The sequence below is a fragment of the Leclercia tamurae genome, from assembly GCF_025566055.1.
Classification (GTDB): Bacteria; Pseudomonadota; Gammaproteobacteria; order Enterobacterales; family Enterobacteriaceae; genus Enterobacter; species Enterobacter tamurae.
Map to the genome: position 1 here is coordinate 35,357 of NZ_JAMHKS010000062.1, position 21,996 is coordinate 57,352.

Below are 21,996 nucleotides of genomic sequence, written 5' to 3' on the forward strand. Positions count from 1 at the left end.
GTGTCAGTTCTGAATGATCTCAACCGTATGGTTTTGTCCATCATCCTTCAGCGGTATTCTGTCATCAGGGAGGAGAACACCATCCAGCGTCACGCAATATTCTGCATCGCCGCGTGAAACACTAATCTGATAATGGCTTTCACCATATTGATATGCCATAGAAAAAGACGACCACTCATCCGGTAACCTGGCATGAACACTAAAGTCAGTGCCGGAACGTTTTATCCCCAGTAATTCCTCGGTAAGTAAACGCCAGGCCCAGCCTGCGGAACCGGTATACCAGCTCCACCCTGCACGTCCGGTATGGGGAGCGACGCTGTAGACATCAGCACTCATGACATAAGGCTCAGCTTTATAAATCCCGACAGAGTCCGCATTCAGGGTATGATTTATAGGGTTGAGCATTGACCAGAGTTGCCAGGCTCGTCCGGCATTCCCCATTCGGGCAAAGGCCATCACTGCCCAGATGGCGCCATGCGTATACTGCCCTCCGTTTTCCCGCACGCCGGGCAGGTACCCCTGTATGTAGCCCGGATTTGGACCGTGTCCGTCGAAAGGAGGCGTTAACAGTTTGATCAGCCCTCCTTCGTTATCCACAAGGTGCTTATCCAGCGCCTGCATGGCCTTTGCGCACCGTCCCGGGCTCGCGGCGCCGGACAATACAGACCAGCTCTGCGCAATCGCATCAATCCGGCAGTCCTGTGAGGTTTTCGATCCCAGGGGAGTACCATCGTCAAAATACCCGCGCCGGTACCATTCCCCATCCCAGGCGTGGGCTTCGAGATTACTTTGCAGGCGCAGAGCCTGTGAACGGCACATCGCGGCGACGCTTTCATCCAGCCTGCGCTCCGCCAGCGCTGCAAACCGCTGCAAAATGTCGTACAGGAAGAAGCCCAGCCAGACGCTTTCACCTTTGCCTTCGATACCCACCCGGTTCATCCCGTCATTCCAGTCACCAGCCCCCATCAGCGGCAGGCCATGCTCCCCGAAGCGAAGTCCATAGTGAATAGCTTTGACGCAGTGTAACCAGAGTGTCTCTTCGGTGCCGCTGATGACCGGCGTGTCATAGACAGACTCTTCACCAGGCTGAAGCGAGCGTCCCTCCAGATAAGGAATGCGTATTTCCAGTGCATCCATATCCCCCGTCGTTTCAACATAGTGGCAAACAGCAAGCGGCAGCCAAAGATAGTCATCGGAACAGCGGGTACGCACACCGTTGCCGTGAGGCGGGTGCCACCAGTGCTGCACATCCCCCTCGATAAACTGCCGTGATGCACAGAGTATTATCTGTTCACGCATCCGGTCCGGAGCAGCGTGGCTCAGAGCCAGCGTATCCTGCAGCTGATCGCGAAAACCAAATGCACCGCCAGACTGATAGTAGCCACTCCGGGCCATAAGACGGCAGGCGACCGTCTGATACAACAGCCAGCCATTAACCAGTAAATTTACGGACGTGTCGGGGGTGTTAACTACGATTTTATCGAGAACATTGTGCCAGTGATTATGAATCCGGTTCAGCTCCTGGCGGACCGTATCCTCGTTCATGTAGCGGGCCAGCGTCTCCTGAGCACAAACATCATTCTCCTCTGCACCGAGGATAAAAATAAACGTCCTCTGGTCCCCGTCAATTAATGTAACCGCCGATTGCACCGCTCCGCAGGGATCCAGACCGGCCCCCGTCTTACCAGAAAGCTTTTGCAGTTTCATAGCCGAAGGGGCGTGAAGGGAACCATTACGGCCAATAAACTCCCGGCGGTCCCCTGTCAGAGAACAGTCATTACCGCTGACGGCAAAAAATGCAGTTCGGCCGCCACCATTATCACCATAAAAGTTATTCGCAAGTATCCCGCAGCCGCCGGGCGTTCTGGCCACATGTGTCACAATGTGAGGGGCTGAGCGCGTTCGTGTTTCTCCGAGCGTCCACTCTACATAGCCTGTGACGGAAAGTTGACGTGTCCGTCCCGAAGAGTTACTGAGCGTCAGGAGCACCAGTTTAACCGGATCTTCTTCAGCAACCAGGACCGTCAACTCGCTGTCTATACCACTCTCACGATGGGCAAAAACGCTGTAGCCAAAACCATGGCGGGTCAGGTAATCACCGTGTCCGCGAACAGGTAAAGCCGTCGGCGACCAGCACTCCCCGCTCTCTTCATCGCGCAGGTAAAATGCCTCGCCGCTGCGATCGCTCACCGGATCGTTCTCCCACGGCGTCAACCGGTATTCATGGGCATTCTCATACCAGGTATAGGCCTGCCCTGCCTCTGAGATCACACTGCCAAAACGAGAATTTGCCAGTATGTTCGACCAGGGAGCCGGTGTAAGCGCATTTTCCCGAAGGACGATCTGATACTCCCGCCCATCCTGAGAAAATCCACCGTATCCGTTGAAATGGCATAACTGACTGGTATCAGGGCTCCAGTCCGTATGTTGATTACGCTCGCGCACAGCACGCGGAATGAATGCCCTTGCCGGCGATTTCAGGGTATGAATACGCTGGTTAAGCTGCTCATTAATACCCCCTGCGCGGTCATCAAGATAAAGACAGGCCACGCTCATCAAAAGCAACTTATCCTCAGCGGAGAGATGCTCACCGTTGCGGACAAAAAGCCCGCCTTTTTTATCCAGCAGACTGGCTTCAGACCCGGCATAAATTAACTCCATAATCTGATTTTGTAATCCCTGCTGGTAGCCGCCGGGGCTGTTATTCAGGATAACTAAATCAACATCCAGCCCTTTCTGTCTCCAGTAACGGTGTGCCTGAATCAGTGTGGTCACTGAGGTGATACTTTCCTCGCTGGTTATACTCAGCAGCACTATCGGCAGATCCCCTGAAATTGCCCAGCCCCACAGTCCGGACTGGCCACGCCGGTTGCGGCCGATCGCCTGGCCTTCGGCGCGCAGCTCCTGGACAGGGTAAAGCACAGCGCTGGCGAGACTATTGAACAACGTGGCATCATCTTCACTGGCGTTCATCTGGCGCAATACCACCAGACTGTGAGACCAGGCCAGTTCAAAGACGCGATCGGCGATAGGGTAATCGCGATATTTCTCCAGCAACGCCAGGCTCTGCTGACGGGTCTCACTGATGCCATAAATGATATCAATCGTAACCGGCTGCCCCGGCTGCAGAATAATGGCGTTGCGAATTGCCAGTATCGGATCCAGCACCGAGCCCGACGTGTTGCCTAGCATCCCTCCCGTCTCTATTGCCTGTGCATTCGCAGGGTTTCTGCCACGTCCAATAAACCTTGCCCTGTCCGTTTCAAACGACACGTTATGTCGGTTATCGCCGTGCACCACCATCATGTGAAACAGGCAAGGGCCCGGTTCATTCGGTGAACGCGGGCGCCGGTGGCAAAGAATAGCGTCACGCTCAGGAGCCAGCTCAGTCTGAATAAACAAATTGCTGAATGCCGGGTGTGCCAGATCGCTGGCATCAGGTGCCAGTACCACTTCAGCATAGGTTGTCAGCTCCAGAGAGCGAGGCTTGCGACCACGATGAATCAGTGTGAGCCGTCGCAATTCAACATCATCCTCCGGAGAGATCACCACCTGAGTTTTGACGCTGAGTCCCCCTAAGCTGCGTCTGAATTCTGCCCCCGCATCGGTGAACAACACTTCCTCGTCTTGTCCGCTGGTGTAGCCTGTTGGTTGCCAGGTATTGCTCCACACATCTCCCGTCTGGGTATCGCGGATGTAGCAGAATGCTCCCCAGTTATCACGGGTGGTATCACTGCGCCAGCGCGTTAGTGCAATATCATTCCAGCGACTGTAACCGCCGCCGCCCGCGGTCAACATCAGATGATAATGGCCGTTGGACAGGAGTTGAATATCCGGGGCGGGGGTATCCACGCTATAGAAAATACGGGGTTCATAGCGAACGGGTTTGACCATGCCCTCATGAGATTCAAAATGACGGCGCGGACTGTACAGATCGACCGCATCCGGCACGCGCTCCTGTAACAGCAGACTCGCTGACCGGAATACCGTACTGGACATAAAGCGTTCAGTCATGGGGGCATCAAGCAGCACATGAGCCAGCGCCTGAAATGCCATACCCTGGTGATGCGCCATCCAGGACTGTACCACCGCATAGAGCTGACCGGTTGCAAGACGTGAGGGGGTATAGTCCAGCGCTTCATAAAAACCGTATTCTCCGCGTGCACCATTTTTTTGCAGCCTGAACAGGTTCTCACAGGCTCTCTGTGGGGAAACCATCAGCGCCAGCAGCGTGGCGTAAGGAGCGACAACCATGTCATCGGCAAGTCCCCTGCGCAGACCGAGCCCCGGTACGCCAAATGCCTGATACTGATAATTATGCTGAACATCAAAAGCATGATAACCAGACTCTGAAACACCCCATGGCACCCCGCGTTCTTTCCCCCAGTGAATCTGGCGCATAACCGCCGACTGACTCATTTCATCGAGCAGGCTGCCGGGCCAGGTGGGCATCACCAGATTCGGCATCAGATATTCAAACATGGATCCGCTCCATGACATCAGGGCAGTTTCATTATCAATCGTGGTAAACAATCGACCCAGCGCGTACCAGCTTTTAAGAGGCAGCTGATTAGTCGCAATGGCAAGAAAACTGGTCAGGCGGATTTCAGACGGCAGGAGATCGTAGTGGCTCTTGTCAGGCATATTGGTGTCACAGTTATAACCGACGCTGAGCAGACTGGTTGCTTCACTGTACAGAAAGGCGAAATCCATCCGGGCATGCTCATCCAGCCGCTGTTCCAGCTCGGTGATAATATTGAGTCGCATTCGGGCCTGCTCCGCCACTGACGCCGGAGGCGTTCCTGTACCGGTTAATGTCGGACGGGCAAGCTCGCTCAGCGTCGGCAGCTTCTGTTCATTCCAGGATGCAGGCAACCAGCCAAGCAACAGAGACCACTCATGGCAAAGCTGAACCAGTTGATGCTCCAGATGTCCAGCCCAGCGCATCTGAAGAGGAGATCCCTGATGACATGCGCTGGTCAGATGGTTGCACTGGGTGCGAATGCTTTTCAGTTCGCTGAAAAGCGCCTGCGGAGAGAGCGACACCGCGTTCAGGCAATGCTTGCGCAGCAGTCTCAGGCTGTCAGGTGGGTTCTTACCCCACTGTTTTTCCAGAATATCCAGCGTATCGTTCAGTCCTGCCAGTATCTGTTGGTTGCTTAAAACAGGCTGATGACGCATGGCGGACAGGCCTGCACGCAGGGTCAATAAATGCCCGGCCATATTGCCGCTGTCGACGCTGGAGATATAGCGTGGACTTAGGGGAACCAGCGTACGGGTGTCATACCAGTTGTAGAGATGGCCCCGGTAGTGCTCCATTTTATCCATCGTGTCGAGCGTGAGCGACACGCGCCGGAGCACCTCTCCGCCAGGCAGGTAGCCAAAGTCCCATGCCGTCAGGTTAGCCATAAGTGAAAGACCAATATTGGTAGGAGAAGTTCGGTGTGCCACCGTCGGTTGTGGTATTTCCTGATAATTATCAGGTGGAAGCCAGTTCTCTTTTGCTGTGGCAAATGTTTCAAAAAAAGCCCAGATTTCACGGCTTGTCTGGCGTAACAGCTGTTTTTGTTCCTGATTAGGCGAAAAAACCTTACGCACGGGCTGGCGACTCAGCCAGCTCATCAGCAGCGGTGCCACACACCATACCAAACCGATCGGTAACGCAATCCCCAGCAGCTGTGGGGCAAATTGTCCGGTCAGTATTGTCAGCGCCACGCCACCGGCAACGTTAAGCCACATCGCCTGATAAAAACGTGCAACAGTGGGTCTGGCCTGACTGCTGTCCTGGCTGTGGCTGACCCACTGGCTGAGGTGACGCCTGCTTATCCCCAGTCGCCATAGCGTCACGGCGATCGCTTTCAGCGAATATCCGGCTTCGTGCGGCAGTATCGCAAAATTAAGGCTGATACCTGACAGACGCTTCAGCGCGCCCGCCCCCACCAGTAACAGATGCGGCTTCAGGCGGCGACGCAGAGGTTTATGCAGAAGGTCATGGGCGATGCAGAGGATGGCTGGCAAAAGCCATATCAGCGAAAGTACGCCCAGCCAGTAAACCGGATTGGGTACCCCAAGCAGGGTGAAGAACAGCAATACCAGTAAGGAGGGGGCGACCAGACTGCGACGCAGATTATCGAGTAATTTCCAGTAAGAAAGTGCGGTCAGCGGATTCCTGACCCGGGTTCCATCGGCTTTTCTGACGCGTGGTTTTAGCCAGTTAAGCAGTTGCCAGTCACCCCGGATCCAGCGTGAACGTCGTGCAACATCCGACAGATAATTATTGGGATATTGTTCGTAGAGTAACACTTCACTCAGCAGACCCGAACGGGCATAGCATCCTTCGAGTAGGTCATGGCTGAGTACCAGATTTTCCGGGCAGATGTTGGTAGTGGCCTGCATAAAAATATCAACATCGTAAATCCCTTTGCCCACAAACGAGCCTTCCCCAAAGAGATCCTGATAAATATCCGAAGACATCATCGAATAAGGGTTATTGCCCGGTACGCTGCTGCGCAGGGCTGCGTAACGCCCCTGACCGTTGCGTGGTATCTCCTCCGCAAGACCGGGCTGTAAAATACCGAATCCTTTGACAACCCTCTGGCGTACCGGATCATACTCAGGCGTATTCAGCGGATGCGCCATCGTCGCGACGAGTTTGTGTGCCGTATCGCGCGGGAGCACCGTATCGCTGTCCAGTGTAATGACGTATTTTATGTGACCCGGTAAAAGGTGGGCAGGCATCTCTGCAACGCTGACGAATTGCGTTCCGGGATGGCGCAACCAGCTGTTCAGTAACGCCAGTTTTCCCCGCTTGCGTTCATAGCCCATCCACGCTCCTTCCAATGGGTTCCATTCAGGCTGGCGATGTAACAGATAAAAACGTGGTCGGCCGGAGGGGTAGCGGCGATTAAGCGCCTGCGTATCGGCGATAGCCTGTCTGAGCAGCGCGTGACTTTCCGGCGAGGGTTCATTTTCAGAATCAGCAAAATCAGTGAGCAGCGCGAACCTGAGATTTTCGTTTTCATTCCCTAACCAGCAGACTTCAAGACTGGTGAGGAGCTGGCTGAAACTTTCGTGGCTGGTCAACATGCAGGGAATGACTAACATGGTGGCACTGTCAGCGGGAATCCCGGCTGAAAAATCCATCCCCGGCAAGGGTCGAGGAACGCGAAAACGGGTGGTTGCATCACTGAGTAAATCGCTCATTAACTGAGTCAAAGCGATAATCAGAGGCAATATCACCGCGATCAACAGCCAGTCTGTGCCCTGCATGGCGGTTTCGTGCAATATTGCTGCGGTCGCTGCGGTTGTCAGCAGCGTCAGGCTTCCAATCCATGACAGCAGGGTTATTCTGTTGAAACTGTGACGCAAGCGTAGGAGCCTTGAGGCGTCTGCCAGGAGATGAATATCCAGCGCCTGTCGACCTTCGCCCGCAAGATAATAACCAACATGATGTTCCGGTGTATCGGGCGCTTTTTCCTCTGAAAACGCCAGCACTTTCTCTGCAACCTCAGGCTCGCTGAGACCGCTGTCTCTGGCCAGAACCTCAACTACGTGCCGGTAATGATCCCGGGTATTGAAGTGCATCCGGGGATAGATGCCGGCAGGATCATTGCGTAATGTCTGTTCGACAACGCTTATCGTTTCGGCGAAATCAGCCCAGTCCGTTTCACTCAATAATCGCAGGCCCGCAATGCTGTTACTTACGGACAGCTGGCTGGCGGCAAGCTGCTGATTGAAACTATGTATGAGAACGTCAGTGGTGATCCCCTGTTCCCGAAGGCACTGATCAACCCAGGTCAGAGGTAACGACAGCGCGTTGCCATGCCCCTGCAGGCGCCGCACCAGCTCTGCGACAAACGCACTGGTTAACGGAGGCCGGGAGCGCGCCATATCGGCAACCACCATGATTAAATCACCAGGCGCACTCTCTGCGCATTCGACAATCCTTGTTATCCACGTATCGGCAAGGTTTCTGTCTTGCTGCGCTTTTATCACTTCCATACTGATACGACGAAGATTTTCAATCAGCGCCAGGCGCAGCATTCCCGGTAACGCCCAGACTTCACCCAGCGTCAGCGGCGTCACCTGTTGATAGGCAGTGAGATAGCTGGTCAGGCTGGCGGTATCCCAGCGGCCATCGCCGTGAGCAATAGCCTCTGATGCAATATGATAAATTCGTGGGCAATTCAGCGGCGATACCAGCGACGGAAGACCTTTGCCAAAGCTTTTCGGCAGATGCTGGCGGACAGTGCGGATTTGTTCCTCAATCAGATAATAATTGTCCAGCAGCCATTCACCGGCGGGCATGATACTGGTCTTTTTACCCGCGTTAAGCTCATAGCAGTTTTGGGTAATGACGGCCTCATTGTCGCCAAGCCGTTTCAGAAGATAATAAGGATGCTTATCCGGTGATACTTTATGAGTCCGCGCCAGCTTCTGGCCGTAGCGTTCCATCTGGACGGTCGAAAAGAGTTCTGACCGCGGCGAGCTTTCACCGGCAGGATCGTTCGCCGAAAACGTTATGTTTTCGGCAGCATTCATCAGTATACGGGAGCGGTTAAACCACGCTCTGGGGATCATTTTCATAGCATTGCTCTGATGCGACGTTAGCGCGCAGGAGCAGTTGCGAAATCAGTTCAGAAACGTTCTCTCAGGATGGGCGTCAGGCATCAGGGATTTAACAGCTGCCGGAATCTAACATAAGTATAGGACATGAGCTCTGTTCTGCGGTTTTGGTCGAGCTAGCGTCGGGAGATAAACAGAGCCTTACATCCGGGGCAAAGCATGGTCTGGTTGAGCCGGATTTTTGACAACGGTTGTACTGATTTTAAGCCACAAACAGGACAGGCAGCTGTGGCAGTAGACGCACTGCTGAAGAATTTCATTGCGTAATTGATAACAGACATAACCATTAACCTTTCAATGAATGAGCTTCACCGTACCATATGTGGTTAAGTTTTAATCTATCTATTTTGACACACTGAAAATCAGGAAAGATAAATGTTCGCAGCCACAGGCCCCCTGAGACCGTTTATCCGGCAAAACTCTATGCGGCTTCCAGGGATGAGTAATTCTGATTCGCGGGAGTTAACGGCTGAAATGTGAAGCAGAACGTCTTTTCGTCCATCAGATGGGATGATGAGGCCTTTACCACTAAGAATATCAAAGCTTTTGACAATTCCTGTCATTTTATGGGACAAGTCAATTCCTTATTGAAAACACGTAAAGACTATACATTGAAAATGGCATTCAGCCACTTTTATTTTCCCTACAGGACCTCTGGACGGCTAAAAGATAATTTGCTTATATTGATTCCCTGTGCCTTAATGAATCCCATCAGTTCGATGTACTAATGAAAGTTAGAAATTTTCCGGGCAGTTCTCATTACCAGGCGCTATCGTTGATATCCCCTCTTTTTGAGTCCATACATTTACTATCAATACAATGATGTATAACAGGAGTCAGTATGACCTCTAGAATTACAGGCCTGGTAAAATGGTTTAACGAAGACAAAGGTTTTGGCTTCATCTCTCCTCTTGATGGCAGCAAAGATATCGTTGTCCATTTTTCTGCGCTTAATGGCGACAACTTTAAAACTTTATTTGAAGGACAGAAAGTTGAATTCGCCATTCAGATCGGAGACAAAGGTCCTGCTGCTGCAAACGTAATACTTTGCGATAAATAAATCAATGTGGGTCTGCGATAACGATGAAGGATTATCCCTGAGTAGACAGCCCCATAACTTAAATCAGTGAAAAATCGTTTATTCTTAATATCTGATCAGCATATTCTTCACAATTATGAGTGTGCTGACCGATGTAATGAAGTGCAGGACTACTGCATAAAAATTTTAAAAGCACAAACTAACTGCTTGTTAAATAAGAAGTGCGTAATGAGCGAGGCTATCTCCGAAAGAACCACGTAATGGCTTTGACCTTAATGGCATCTGCCAGCTAACACCCACGAGAGAACAGGATAATAGAATATGATTAAAGTCCTTGTTTTCTTTAATGCTGAATCCTGTAAAGTCATGACCGTTCTGGAAGGTATATCCTCTATCAGGCAGGAATATCCAAACGGTGAATAAACACATCTTCGGATTATGTCTGCAGGTTTTCCTTCCTTAACTGGCGATCATGGCATTGTTTACGTGGCTACTGACAGGGAGTTAACGTCACAGGAGATATTTGATGCGGCCAGGAAATATTTATAGCAGTTTCATTACCTTCTCTGCTTCATGTTTAATTGCGTACCTACCCTATTTATAAGATACAAACAAAAAAAATAAGTAAAAAAACTTTATAGCCTGCTAACCGCAGGCTTTTTTTTCAACACATTCTTTTAAAAATCGCTGTCAAATCAGGAAGTCACACTATGTGCATTGACAAAATACAGATGGCCCTCTACCTCCCTTCATGCTATTTTGCCTTTTATGATGAATCCTTCTGAGCGGCAGGGCAAATTAACCTGATGAATTTTCTAATGGAATGTTCATCATGCACGAACGAAGCAGCGGGTCATAGGGATACCCAAAGGCTTACCGGGAGGCATCGGCATCATATTCATAAGCATCAAGCGATGCAGCAGAGGATTTTTCTCTGGATGTTTTATGCTTCTTGTTTTGTAAGAATTATTGAAAGATTGTTATATATTTAGTCCAGCAATATGTCTGGCAACTATAATGGTTAGTTACTTCCTTTCCGAGTTCGGTGCTTCTTTTAAGGAGGATTTCACTTTTTACAAATTGGTGATTTCTTTAATGACTATAATATTTTCAATACTTATCTTATTTTTGTTAAATAATGCACTCATGAAGTAAGGAGATACAGTTAAATTTCATCTCGAAGATAATCATCTTCTTCCTGAGATAAAACCTAAAGCGAAGCCTATACCGACTGCTATGAGAATACTTGTCGCAGGATATGACTCAACTTTATTCTTCATGCTGTTAGCCCCACTACGTAACGCATCATCGGTTTTAGTAGCGTATTCTTTTACTGTTTCCTTAAATTCATTTTCAGACTTTTCAGGTGAATGGTTAAACATGGCACTCTCCGGTTTGAAATTATTTATTTAAGTATAGTCAACACCCTTAGGAAAATAAAAAGTTGCAGCTAAATAACACGACTTAGATTATTATTTTCTTACAGTGCTTTTTTATATATTTAATGAGTATATGCAAACCTAATCGGCGTTACAGTGTAGGGTACCCTATACTATTAAAACCTCATAAAGATAGGATGCCGGAGTAGACTATGCTAACTTATTTAGAGATCCCAACTGCAGATGTCAGGTTGATGCAAGAAGAATGGCAGTATTCCATTAACGAATGGGAAGATGAAGGAGGGGCGTCTGAAAAAATATATAAAGATGTTGACATTCTAAAAAGTAACAATATGGAATTAATTTTTGATTTACTGTGCTTTGAAAATGAAGGGAAATAGCAACGGTAAATATCGTCTTTTCTTTTCTAATGTTCGTATTTGGTTCATCGCCGCCCAGAAACCTTGCCGCAGGAGCAATTCGTAAAGAATACAACCACACATTCGAAACCGCCCTAACTTTATGTATTGATCAAAAAATTCTGGTCAATGCCTTAGCTTTTTCCAAAGACGATTTCCGCGTCGACGCTTACTCTACTTGGTTCGTTAACTTCAAAGAAACAGCCGGAACTTCCTGCATGTATTGACCTGCTCAGCATTAACAAATTCAATAGAGATGTAATAAAATTCCGCTTCTGGCAAAGGGCTGCTGTTGCAGCCCTCACAAATTAAACTTCAATAGACTCAGATATCTCCAGGGTATCATCCACTTCAATACCGAGATAAAGGACTGTACTTTCAAGTTTTTTGTGACCTAACAATAGCTGGATCACTCGAAGATTCTTCGTTTTTTTATAGATCAGATATGGCTTGGTTCTTCGCATAGAATGCGTACTGTACAGAGTCTCGTCGAGACCTAGCTTATCAATCCATCCATGAAAAATACGGTTATATTGCCTGGTTGAGATATGTCGTGAAGAACCGACGCGGGACTGGAACAGATAGTCGCTACTACGTAGATGAGCCATTTTGATCCATGCTGCTACAGCCTCTCTGGTTCCCTTAGTCAGTTCAAACTGAACGGGGCTTCCCGTTTTTTGCTGCAGCACTGTCGCTCTGCCCGAAACAGAGTGCCCATAGGCCACATCAGAAACTTTTAGCTTAACCAGATCACAGCCCCGAAGTTTACTGTCCAGAGCCATGTTAAACAGAGCTAAATCGCGTACTTTTCCTTCCATCTCAAGTCTGATACGGATTCCCCAGATATGAGAGATCTGAAGAGGCCGTTTCTGGCCAATAATACGGCCTTTGTTCCAGGGGGATGTTGTCATGCTCATTCTCCTTTGGGTTAGGAGATGTGATTATGGTTGTCCCATATGAGCGAAAATCGGATGCCCGCATAGCGTAAACAGGCGTCCGATATTTTGAAGTGGGCAGATTACTTAATCCGCTTCCCCGTTTCGTCAATGACCTTCTCGCCATCCTCTTTGGTAAACGCTCCTTTCTGGCCTTCCGGTAGAATATCCAGCACTATTTCTGAAGGGCGGCAAAGACGAGTGCCAAGCGGCGTAACGACAACCGGCCGATTAATCAGGATCGGATGTTGAAGCATGAAATCAATCAACTGCTCATCACTAAATTTCTCTTCATCAAGACCCAGGTGTTCATAAGGCTCAACATTCTTACGCAGTAATGCACGCACCGTAATTCCCATATCTGAAATAAGTTTAATCAGCTCATCACGGGTGGGTGGCGTATCGAGATAATGAATTATCGTCGGTTCGTTGCCGCTGTTACGGATCATCTCCAGCGTGTTGCGTGAGGTGCCACAGGCCGGGTTGTGATAGATGGTAATGTTGCTCATATCAGTATCTCATTACAAAGTGACAGAGAGCCGCCACGCCAGAGCGGCCAGAGTGACAAACAGCACCGGCACAGTCATGACAATGCCGGTCCGGAAGTAATATCCCCAAGTGATCGTCATATTTTTCCGGGCAAGCACATGCAGCCACAGCAGGGTTGCAAGACTGCCTATCGGGGTGATTTTCGGGCCTAAATCGCAGCCAATCACATTGGCATAAATCATTGCCTCTTTGACGACGCCAGTCGCCGCACTCCCGTCAATCGACAGCTCACCAATCAGCACCGTCGGCATATTGTTCATCACTGATGAGAGAAATGCCGTCAGGAAGCCGGTGCCGAACGTCGCTGCCCATAACCCCTTGTCTGCCAGCTGATTCAGCACACCAGACAGGTACTCCGTGAGCCCTGCATTGCGCAGGCCATAGACCACGAGGTACATGCCCAGCGAGAAAATAACGATCTGCCATGGCGCACCGCGCAGGACTTTCCCGGTGTTGATGGCATGGCCTCTTTTCGCCACCACAAACAGCACTGCTGCGCCAGCCGCCGCTATCGCACTGACCGGGATCCCCAGCGGCTCCAGAACAAAGAAACCGACAAGCAGTAATAACAGGACAATCCAGCCCGCCCTGAAGGTTGCCGGATCCTTGATCGCACTGGCTGGTTTCTTCAGCAGCGAAACGTCATACGTTGCCGGAATATCCCTGCGGAAGAAGAAATGCAGCATGGTCAGCGTGGCCGCAATCGCTGCCGCATCCACGGGGATCATAACGGAAGCATACTGCGTAAAGCCCAGACCGAAGAAGTCCGCCGAGACGATATTAACCAGGTTAGAAACAATGAGCGGCAGGCTGGCCGTATCTGCAATAAACCCTGCAGCCATGACAAAGGCCAGTGTCGTGCCCTGGCTGAACCCCAGTGCGAGCAGCATCGCAATCACAATCGGCGTCAGGATCAGCGCGGCGCCGTCATTGGCAAACAACGCAGCAACAGCGGCACCGAGCAAGACTATCCAGGTGAACAGCAGGCGGCCACGTCCGTTACCCCAGCGGGAGACGTGCAGTGCGGCCCATTCAAAGAAGCCGGACTCATCGAGCAGCAGGCTGATGATGATGACCGCAATAAATGCCGCTGTCGCGTTCCAGACGATATTCCAGACAACGGGAATATCAGCGACATGGATGACACCGGTTCCCAGCGCCAGCACTGCCCCGATACTCGCGCTCCAGCCAATACTCAGGCCTCTGGGTTGCCAGATCACCAGTACCAGCGTCAGTAAAAATATACTCCCTGCCAGAAGCATCTCAGACTCCATCATATATGATTATGTAAATATCTTCCTGCCTCAGCAGGAGGTGCAGGCTGATTTATCCAGCCATTCACGCACATCCTCCCGCATACACTGCCAGGACGTTGTGATTGTCTCAGCTGCCCACGCTGGTATGTGGGGTGACAGACGATAGTGGATCCATTTGCCTTCACGACGGTCAAGTACCAGCCCGGCCTCACGAAGGATAGCCATATGTCGCGAGATTTTTGGCTGTGATTCAGAGGTGGCCGCGCAGATATCGCAGACGCACAGTTCACCGGACTCCCGGAGAAGCATGACGATGGTGAGCCGTGTTTTATCCGACAGGATTTTGAAAAGCTGAACAGGTTGTAGCATTTGTCACTCCATTCCCTTTAGAATATACATATGGTAAATCATATGTATTAACTTTGAAATCATCTGGTCTGTCCGGAGGAGAAAAATGGAACAATTTCCTGCCCTGAACACCGAATGCTTTGATCAACACATCGCTGAACGTCTGCACCTGCAGGAGCCACCACGGATTCTGATTCTGTATGGCTCAGTAAGAGAGCGCTCCTACAGCCGTTTTGCCGCGGAAGAAGCTGGTCGCCTGCTGACGGCGATGGGCGCGGAGGTAAAACGCTTTAACCCCTCCGGTTTACCCCTGCCGGATGATGCGCCGGACATGCACCCTAAAGTCACCGAGCTGCGCGGTCTGGTCAGATGGTGTGACGGGATGGTGTGGAGTTCTCCGGAACGGCACGGGGCTATGAGCGCAGTTATGAAGGCGCAGATTGACTGGATACCCTTAAGTGAAGGCGCGGTTCGTCCTTCGCAGGGCAAAACACTTGCGGTAATGCAGGTCTGCGGTGGTTCCCAGTCCTTCAATGCAGTGAACCAGATGCGTATTCTGGGCCGCTGGATGCGGATGTTTACGATACCCAACCAGTCTTCCGTAGCCAGGGCATGGCAAGAGTTCGACGAAAACGGCCGAATGAAACCTTCGTCATGGTATGACCGCATCGTCGATGTAGCCGAGGAGCTGTTTAAAATCACACTGCTGCTTAAGGGACAAACCGGTTATCTTGCGGATCGTTACAGCGAGCGAAAAGAGAGCCATCAGGAGCTTTCATCCCGTGTCAATCAGGACAAAATATAACGTCTGTTCTTCGTGAATCCATACTGCATGAGCTTAACAACGTCCGCTATTGGCACTAAGCGGACAAGCTTAGTGAGCTGAAGATCTGATGTAAGCGAGATATAGTCATTCGCTCCCTGAGAATTACACTTTGAAGTGATTCAGGGCATGCGCTTACTGGTTACGAATATTGAGCGAGAATCACGTGATGATCGCCGCTTTTCTTTCGAGCCAGTAGGTGCTCTGATCCTATCCACATAATGTGTACGCGGCCCTAAGCGAGGTTCTGACTTTCAAACTGTTCCGGGCTGAGACTGATCTTACCTGCGAATATTGGACACGCGAGTAAGGGAGTAGACTCTTTGCCAGCATGCCGAAAATACCTCCTTTTTTATAGGAACTATTGTCCCTGAAAATCAACTATCGATCAGAACAGCGGAGAAAGCAGGCCGTAAATGTTTTCTCAGATATGAATTTCTTAGCTTTATTGGTACACCTATGAACAATAGTTTTATTCGAATTAAAAGTTATACCTGAGCACAGAATAACTGAGATGATATGAGCCAGTTTCCCTCCTCACTCTAACAATCATAATATGGATAGAGTTGAAGCAATTTTTTATTGATGGAACACTGTTACTGAAAATATTCCTGCAATATAAAATCTCGAAAAAATACTACCCCGCTCTCTGAAGAGCATATACCACAATTTATACTCCTATCAACACCTGATATTTTCAGCCTCTATTCCTGACAATCATGTAATTTCACCCATAAACAAATAAGTTTATTAATGATAAATAAAAACAGCACTTTTTGACAAATATTATATTCCTTATATAAAACATCAAATTAAATTAATTAAATAAAAAGAAAACGCTTGCGTATTTTTCATCATTAAAAAATAAATTTGATTTATATTTATTTGATAATATATATTCATTTCACCAAAACAATAAAGGAGAATAAAAATGAAAAAACACAATTACCCAACACTGACAAACTACCTTGCCAAAACCAAAAAGAATGCAGATCTCTATAGATTATATAACCCACAATTTTCTGTATTCGGAAAACCAGTAAGTGAAGAGCGGGATTTTTACTTTTGTTACTTTTCCAGGCATATGATTACTCAGAGAAATATCTTAACCCTCTTTTCTATTCATACCTTTCTCTCTTACAACGTAAGCAAGAAAGAGACAATTAAATCATTTGTACATTTTCTCAGAAACGCAAACAATGACACCTTCAACAATGCATTTCAGTTTCGCGGGTGCAATATCATTTATCAAAACAAGAAGAGAGAAGTTAAAGAGATCTCATGGTTTTCATTCTCACGGATCTATGACGATATCGTAAAAATCAAAGAGTATAGTGCTAACAATGAAATTTATAACAAATTCGCAGCCTAAAAAGGAGAGAAACATGACTAAACAAATGATAAACATATTAATCCAAAGTGAGACGAGAGAGGAAGTTATGAATTGCATAAATTCAGGAATAAATATTAATGCTGTTGATTATTGTGGTAGAAATGCCCTTTTCTATTGCGACCAATTAGACGCTGTCAAAGCAATGATTGAAGCAGGCATAGAACTAAACCACATAGACAGTTATGGTAATAATGCACTGTTTTGTAACACTAATCCAAACGTTCTGAAATTGTTAATCCATTCAGGCATTAATATTCAGCACAAGAATAATCAAGGCCAATCCTGCCTTCACCAGAAACGCTATAATATAAAATGTGCAGAAATTCTTATTAATGCAGGTGCTGATATCAACAGTATTGATATTGAAGGCCAGACTGTACTCTACAACCTCTATTCCATAGATGCTTTTGACTACTGGATAGAAAAAGGCTGTAATATTAATCACACTGATCATAATGGTAAATCAGTACTCGATTTGTCTGTGGACAATGGAAAGTGGCATTACAAATCAAACGTCAGTGCTCTTATCCGACATATAGAAAAAATCGATAGCACACCTGTTTTAATCAGACATATCACTTATGACTCTTTAGAGCTTATTAAATTCCTCAAACAAAATGGTATTAATTTCATGCTTGCAGAGCATTGTACAGTTGAATTATATGTTAAAGACATGAGATCAATCTTTAACGAAATAAAACAACATATCGAAATCAAGCACACACAGTTTTATAATTGTCGCAATGAGCATATTGGTATCTACACCGGCATAGAGAGAGTGAAATGGTTTATTCGAAATGGAATCCGAATGGACGACGATATACTCAGACAGCGTTCTGACTCCGATAAGATTTTTTCTTATATCGCAGGAAGAGAGAAAAAAGACCTGTTAAAAGAAATGAAGCCTGAGATCCCCCGTGCACCTGTGCGAAAAAGACTCTAAAAATCTGGAGTAAACAACCCTTTTCTTAGTCTGAAAGGTTTCATTTAATGACCACTAATCTGATATGTCCTCGTGGGTATACTATTTGTCAAATGGTATACCTTTTTTAATCCAAATAATTAAATTATTTACCCCGTAACATCTTGACTTATTCACTTCATCGGTTATCTGTAGTAATAAAGATGAAATAAAAGGATAACTATGAACAGTGACATGAGTAATGATGATGATATAACCAGAGTATCAAAACGCGGAAAATTCCATACTGACAACCTTCCTGAGAATGAAATACGACATCACTGCATCAGTGTCAGATTAAATGAAGAAGAGTTAATTATTCTCGACAGTAAAAGAGGTCAGTATAAAAAAGGAGAATGGCTCAGGATGGCTTCCCTGAATAAACTCCCGCCGGTTCTGCCAGAAATCAATCGTGAAGCATGGATTAAACTTGGCAGCCTTTCACAGGATTTAAACCACCTGCTGAATCATCTCGACAGCAAAAGCCCTGACAGCGAGCTGACCCGTACAGAACTCTTCGCCCTGCGCAGACAAATCAAAACTCTCAGGGATCACCTTATTCCTTCAACATTTCTGGAGCCAGGCCGATGAAAGGCATGCAGAAAATAAAAAGGGGTAAACAATTCACAGGTGTGGTTCTCTATAGCCTGAAGTCAGGTTCTCACCACAAAATTACGCCTTATGTTATCGGTGGCAATATGACGGGCAGCACTGCTGCTGAGCTTATCAGTGAATTTGAAGGCACCCGACTGCTGCGTCCCGATGTCGCCAAACCTGTCTGGCATAATTCGCTTCGTCTGCCAAAGGGAGAAACACTGTCAGTCAGACAATGGGCGGCATTCGCTGACGATTATATGACCCGCATGGGATTCACTGAAACCCATCTTCGCTGCTATATCATGCACGATGATTCTGACGGGCAGCATATCCATATAATAGCTAACAGAATTAACATGGTCGGTGGGAAATTATACCTTGGTAAAAATGAAAACCTCATCAGTACCCGGATTATCAGCGAGCTGGAGAGAGTACACGGTCTCACCGAAACTACGGGTGTAACCGGTAGTCGCCGTCAGGATAAAAGGAAGCCCTCCCGCAACGAACTGATGATGGCTGAACGAACTGCGGCTCCCTGCCCTAAGTCACAGTTGCAGGCCCTTATCGACAATGCATTAACCCACCGCCCCGATTTACTAACATTTGTCCGCTTACTGGAACAGGAAGGCGTGAGCTGCAAACCCAATATCGCCACAACGGGTAAAATGAATGGATTTTCATTTCAGTACCAGGGCATCGCCTTTAAAGCCTCTCAATTGGGTAAAAAATATGGCTGGTCTTCCCTGCAAGCACTGGTTGATTTTACGCCGGAACATCTGACTTTACTGAAAGAAGCACGGAAGCCAACAGAACCCACAACTGCGTCGGTGCCGGTGCCAGTGCCAGTGCCAGTGCCAGTGCCAGTGCCAGTGCCAGTGCCAGTGCCAGTGCCAGTGCCAGTGCCATCATGCGAGTCTGAAGAACAGGTTGCAAACCGGGAAACGATTCTGGAGAAAATCCATCAGCTTGAAGAAAAAATTAGTCTGGAAAGACAACAGGAGACAGTGGGCCTCATCCAGCTCAGGAGCAAACTGCACAATACAGCTCGTAAGATACCCCGCCAGCGTCGTCTGTATTCGTGGCTTATATTGCTCGGCCATCTTGTTGTGCTTCTCAGACGCAGAGGAATGTCACTGCTGCATGCCACTGCCCATCCTTTTCGCAGGATTCTTCATTTGCAACTGTTGACACCTGTTCCTGTGACAGCATCTCATTCTCCTCAAGAACAATCAGTTAGCAATAACCAGCTTCTCACACCATAAAGTTTGCTAGTCCATAACCCAATGATAGTCAATAAATTATTGATCGTTTTTATAGATCGATAATTTGCATATGATAGCTACCACCTATCACACAACAATCATCGATCGGTACAAGCAATTTTACTAAAGCGATTCTTTCATCGAAAATGCTCAAAAAGACATCAGCTTAAATCAACTCCGGGAGTCGCAATGAGTAACCATACCGTGCAGTGCCCCTTTTGTTTTAAAGAAAGTCCTCACGGTGTAAAAATTTGCACCGTGTGCCATGCAAAAGTGGTTTACGGTGAATGCCCTGTCACTGTAGCCATTCTGTTCGGGATCGCTGTGATGCTCCTGGCTTACTTCGCAGGCTCATGGACTGAAAATTTTATCGTCTCTGTCATCGTTTTTTTTGGCAGTATATTTATTCTTAAGTACCAGCTTAAAAAAGTTTATGCAGACAGAATTCTGTTTATTCAACGAGATTGATTTAACGCTTTATAAAACAATAAAATGAGGGAGTTTATGCACAGATTCATTGCTACAGCATTTTTTATTTCTGCTTTCTTTATTTCTGGTTGTTCTAACTCAGGAAACCAGATTCTTAAAAATGAAACATCACAAAGTCTGCAATCAAAAATCATTAAAAACAAAACGACGAAATCTGAAATTACTGCCCGCTTAGGTGAACCGAACACCCGAACTACCCTGGACAGTGGTAATGAAGAATGGACTTATTCAATGGATAACAATCAGTTTGATGCCACCACATTCATTCCCGTTGTTGGGCTGTTGACAGGAGGCTCACAGACGCAAGCCAAAACGCTGGAAATAGAATTTAAAGGAGAAACGGTCAGCAAGTGGTCGTTCTCTGAAAATAAAAGCAGAATGAATACGGGTCTGATTCAATAACTCACCTTACAGCCAGGGATCTATTTATGAAAATCTATGCCGTTATCACACTTGTTGCCGCTGCATTGTTGCTGAGTGGCTGTAACAGCGAACCCTCCGAACAGGATATTTACACGGCCATGAATAAGGTCGTGGAACAGACGAATGCTTTCGTGAAATCTATAGCAGGCAAAGATGTCCCAAAAGACGCACTGCGCGAATTAAAATCAGTCAAAAAGCATGACTGCGTAGAAGTATCTGATAAAAGCTATAAATGCAATGTGACAGCTATTGTCGATAACGAAAAGCGTACTGCTGCTGTAACCCTTGTCAAAACGGATGATGGCTGGCAGATCGTTGATAAGTAAACCCACCGTAAAACCATCACGACAGGCGGGACACCGAATGGATGGCCCTGCCTTTTTTATTGCATCTGGTGTCCTGCCGGATACGCCTGCTCCATTTATCTCCAGTATCCCATGTCTATCCACGCCGCTGTCGCTGTCAAAGTCTTTTCCTGATCACTGAGCCAGGAGGAGTATAAGCCAGAGAGCCTGTAATGCGTTTCTTTTCATACTGTGCCAGCAAATCAGCATAAATATGCTCTGCTTCATCCAGATTGCCTGAAATATAATTCACGAGTGAATTCAGGCAATGCAGCAACGTGTCGCTATTTGCAAGCTTCCTGAGCAGAGTTGTGTTCAGGGTTGAAACGACTCCTGTAAACATCTGCATAATATTATCAACGTGATAACATGAATTGCGGTACTGCGCCCGTGAATAAAAATACTTCAGATGATACCCTGCGAAGAGAACATAAAGTTTTTTATAAAAGACATTGTTATTAACGCTGTTGTGATTATGGGTTATAAACTTATCAACAATATGTATAAATTTTTCCTCCTGAGATAAAACATTAATAGCACTCATAATTCCCTCCATACTTTTGTTTTTATAATTAAGTAATATCATCTTAAAAATTAAAATCAATAGTAAAATGAAAATATTTTATTATTGATATATATTTTATTCTCCCATAAATAAAAATAGCTTTTACTGTGCTAATGTTGTGTCTTCCCGACTGTATTACTATTTCATATTTCAATTATCTGAGTTATTTCCCTATTGCAGATAAGAAACCCACAGGAATATTTTTTGAGAGCTTGCTACGCACTGGCTTACGCCCCGACTACCGATAAATCTTAATTATTTTTACCAAACAGTTGAAAAACCGTAATTTTATCTCCCTGGCAGCGCCGCTGAGTGCACGCAGCACTCACTCGCTGAAGCAGAAAGGGTTTTTCCGAAGGGTCCCGGCGTGAGCCGTAGTCAGCAAACGGGCAAATCATGTATCTGTGTTCGCTTTCCCGATCAACTCAGCCTCCTGATTTTTTTGCGCGAAGCGTATTTGTGCTGACAGCTAACCCCATTCGTCTGAACTTCTGCGCGAAGCGTATTTGTAATGACAGTTAACCTCATTACTGTGAACTCGTGCGCGAAGCGTATTTATACTAACAGAAAACACTATAGCAATGTTCTG

General features: G+C 47.4%; 19 protein-coding genes and 1 pseudogene. 11 read left to right on the forward strand and 9 right to left on the reverse strand.

Annotated elements, in window-relative coordinates; all coding sequences use genetic code 11:
- Positions 1–3: 3 nt before the first annotated feature.
- From M8318_RS02665 to cspF, 3 genes are all read right to left on the reverse strand, one after another.
- Positions 4–8,586, reverse strand: coding sequence for a GH36-type glycosyl hydrolase domain-containing protein (locus M8318_RS02665; protein ID WP_023479820.1), 8,583 nt, complete (start codon positions 8,584–8,586; stop codon positions 4–6).
- Between the two features lie 155 nt (positions 8,587–8,741).
- Positions 8,742–8,912, reverse strand: a complete 171-nt coding sequence (locus M8318_RS02670) for a YnfU family zinc-binding protein (RefSeq protein WP_305955329.1) — start codon at positions 8,910–8,912, stop codon at positions 8,742–8,744.
- Between the two features lie 75 nt (positions 8,913–8,987).
- A complete protein-coding gene (gene cspF / locus M8318_RS02675) occupies positions 8,988–9,200 on the reverse strand; it encodes a cold shock-like protein CspF (protein WP_001446195.1) in 213 nt (70 codons plus the stop codon).
- A gap of 266 nt (positions 9,201–9,466) precedes the next feature.
- Here cspF and M8318_RS02680 point away from each other — a divergent pair, with 266 nt between their 5' ends.
- Entirely contained in the window at positions 9,467–9,685 is a 219-nt protein-coding gene (locus M8318_RS02680; protein WP_016239707.1) for a cold shock domain-containing protein, read from the forward strand.
- A 300-nt stretch (positions 9,686–9,985) separates the two neighbouring features.
- Positions 9,986–10,213 (forward strand): annotated as a pseudogene (locus M8318_RS02685) (hypothetical protein).
- A 638-nt stretch (positions 10,214–10,851) separates the two neighbouring features.
- On the opposite strand, the gene M8318_RS02690 reads toward M8318_RS02685, so the two are convergent.
- The gene (locus M8318_RS02690; protein ID WP_023479757.1) at positions 10,852–11,046 is read right to left on the reverse strand and encodes a hypothetical protein; all 195 of its coding nucleotides are present in this window, start codon (positions 11,044–11,046) and stop codon (positions 10,852–10,854) included.
- A 209-nt stretch (positions 11,047–11,255) separates the two neighbouring features.
- Here M8318_RS02690 and M8318_RS02695 point away from each other — a divergent pair, with 209 nt between their 5' ends.
- The gene (locus M8318_RS02695; protein ID WP_023479866.1) at positions 11,256–11,444 is read left to right on the forward strand and encodes a hypothetical protein; all 189 of its coding nucleotides are present in this window, start codon (positions 11,256–11,258) and stop codon (positions 11,442–11,444) included.
- A gap of 326 nt (positions 11,445–11,770) precedes the next feature.
- Here M8318_RS02695 and M8318_RS02700 read toward each other — a convergent pair whose 3' ends face one another.
- From M8318_RS02700 to M8318_RS02715, 4 genes are all read right to left on the reverse strand, one after another.
- Positions 11,771–12,373, reverse strand: a complete 603-nt coding sequence (locus M8318_RS02700; protein WP_159514724.1) for a site-specific integrase — start codon at positions 12,371–12,373, stop codon at positions 11,771–11,773.
- A gap of 107 nt (positions 12,374–12,480) precedes the next feature.
- Positions 12,481–12,906, reverse strand: a complete 426-nt coding sequence (arsC, locus tag M8318_RS02705) for a glutaredoxin-dependent arsenate reductase (protein ID WP_023479704.1) — start codon at positions 12,904–12,906, stop codon at positions 12,481–12,483.
- Between the two features lie 12 nt (positions 12,907–12,918).
- Positions 12,919–14,208: an arsenic transporter gene (locus M8318_RS02710; protein WP_262660893.1), complete on the reverse strand. Its 1,290-nt coding sequence runs from the start codon at positions 14,206–14,208 to the stop codon at positions 12,919–12,921.
- A 42-nt stretch (positions 14,209–14,250) separates the two neighbouring features.
- A complete protein-coding gene (locus tag M8318_RS02715) occupies positions 14,251–14,571 on the reverse strand; it encodes a transcriptional regulator (protein ID WP_023479906.1) in 321 nt (106 codons plus the stop codon).
- Positions 14,572–14,656: 85 nt separating this feature from the next.
- Here M8318_RS02715 and arsH point away from each other — a divergent pair, with 85 nt between their 5' ends.
- From arsH to M8318_RS02755, 8 genes are all read left to right on the forward strand, one after another.
- Positions 14,657–15,355 carry an arsenical resistance protein ArsH gene (gene arsH / locus M8318_RS02720; protein WP_023479795.1) on the forward strand — a complete coding sequence of 233 codons (699 nt, stop codon included), beginning with the start codon at positions 14,657–14,659 and terminating at the stop codon, positions 15,353–15,355.
- 949 nt (positions 15,356–16,304) lie between these two features.
- Positions 16,305–16,745 (forward strand): hypothetical protein, encoded by a 441-nt coding sequence (locus tag M8318_RS02725; RefSeq protein WP_159514726.1) that lies wholly within the window; start codon positions 16,305–16,307, stop codon positions 16,743–16,745.
- Between the two features lie 13 nt (positions 16,746–16,758).
- Entirely contained in the window at positions 16,759–17,709 is a 951-nt protein-coding gene (locus M8318_RS02730) for an ankyrin repeat domain-containing protein (protein WP_159514727.1), read from the forward strand.
- Between the two features lie 201 nt (positions 17,710–17,910).
- A complete protein-coding gene (locus M8318_RS02735; RefSeq protein WP_159514728.1) occupies positions 17,911–18,318 on the forward strand; it encodes an ATP-binding protein in 408 nt (135 codons plus the stop codon).
- Positions 18,315–19,586 (forward strand): relaxase/mobilization nuclease domain-containing protein, encoded by a 1,272-nt coding sequence (locus M8318_RS02740; RefSeq protein ID WP_262660894.1) that lies wholly within the window; start codon positions 18,315–18,317, stop codon positions 19,584–19,586. Before M8318_RS02735 ends, M8318_RS02740 begins: the two co-directional genes overlap by 4 nt.
- Before the next feature lie 189 nt (positions 19,587–19,775).
- A complete protein-coding gene (locus tag M8318_RS02745) occupies positions 19,776–20,054 on the forward strand; it encodes a hypothetical protein (protein WP_159514730.1) in 279 nt (92 codons plus the stop codon).
- A 36-nt stretch (positions 20,055–20,090) separates the two neighbouring features.
- On the forward strand, positions 20,091–20,477 hold the full coding sequence (locus M8318_RS02750; RefSeq protein WP_159514731.1) for a hypothetical protein: 387 nt from the start codon (positions 20,091–20,093) through the stop codon (positions 20,475–20,477).
- A 26-nt stretch (positions 20,478–20,503) separates the two neighbouring features.
- Positions 20,504–20,824, forward strand: coding sequence for a cell wall-binding protein (locus M8318_RS02755; RefSeq protein ID WP_159514732.1), 321 nt, complete (start codon positions 20,504–20,506; stop codon positions 20,822–20,824).
- Positions 20,825–20,960: 136 nt separating this feature from the next.
- Here the strand turns inward: M8318_RS02755 and M8318_RS02760 are convergent, their stop codons facing one another.
- The gene (locus M8318_RS02760) at positions 20,961–21,386 is read right to left on the reverse strand and encodes a hypothetical protein (RefSeq protein ID WP_159514733.1); all 426 of its coding nucleotides are present in this window, start codon (positions 21,384–21,386) and stop codon (positions 20,961–20,963) included.
- Between the last annotated feature and the right edge of the window lie 610 nt (positions 21,387–21,996).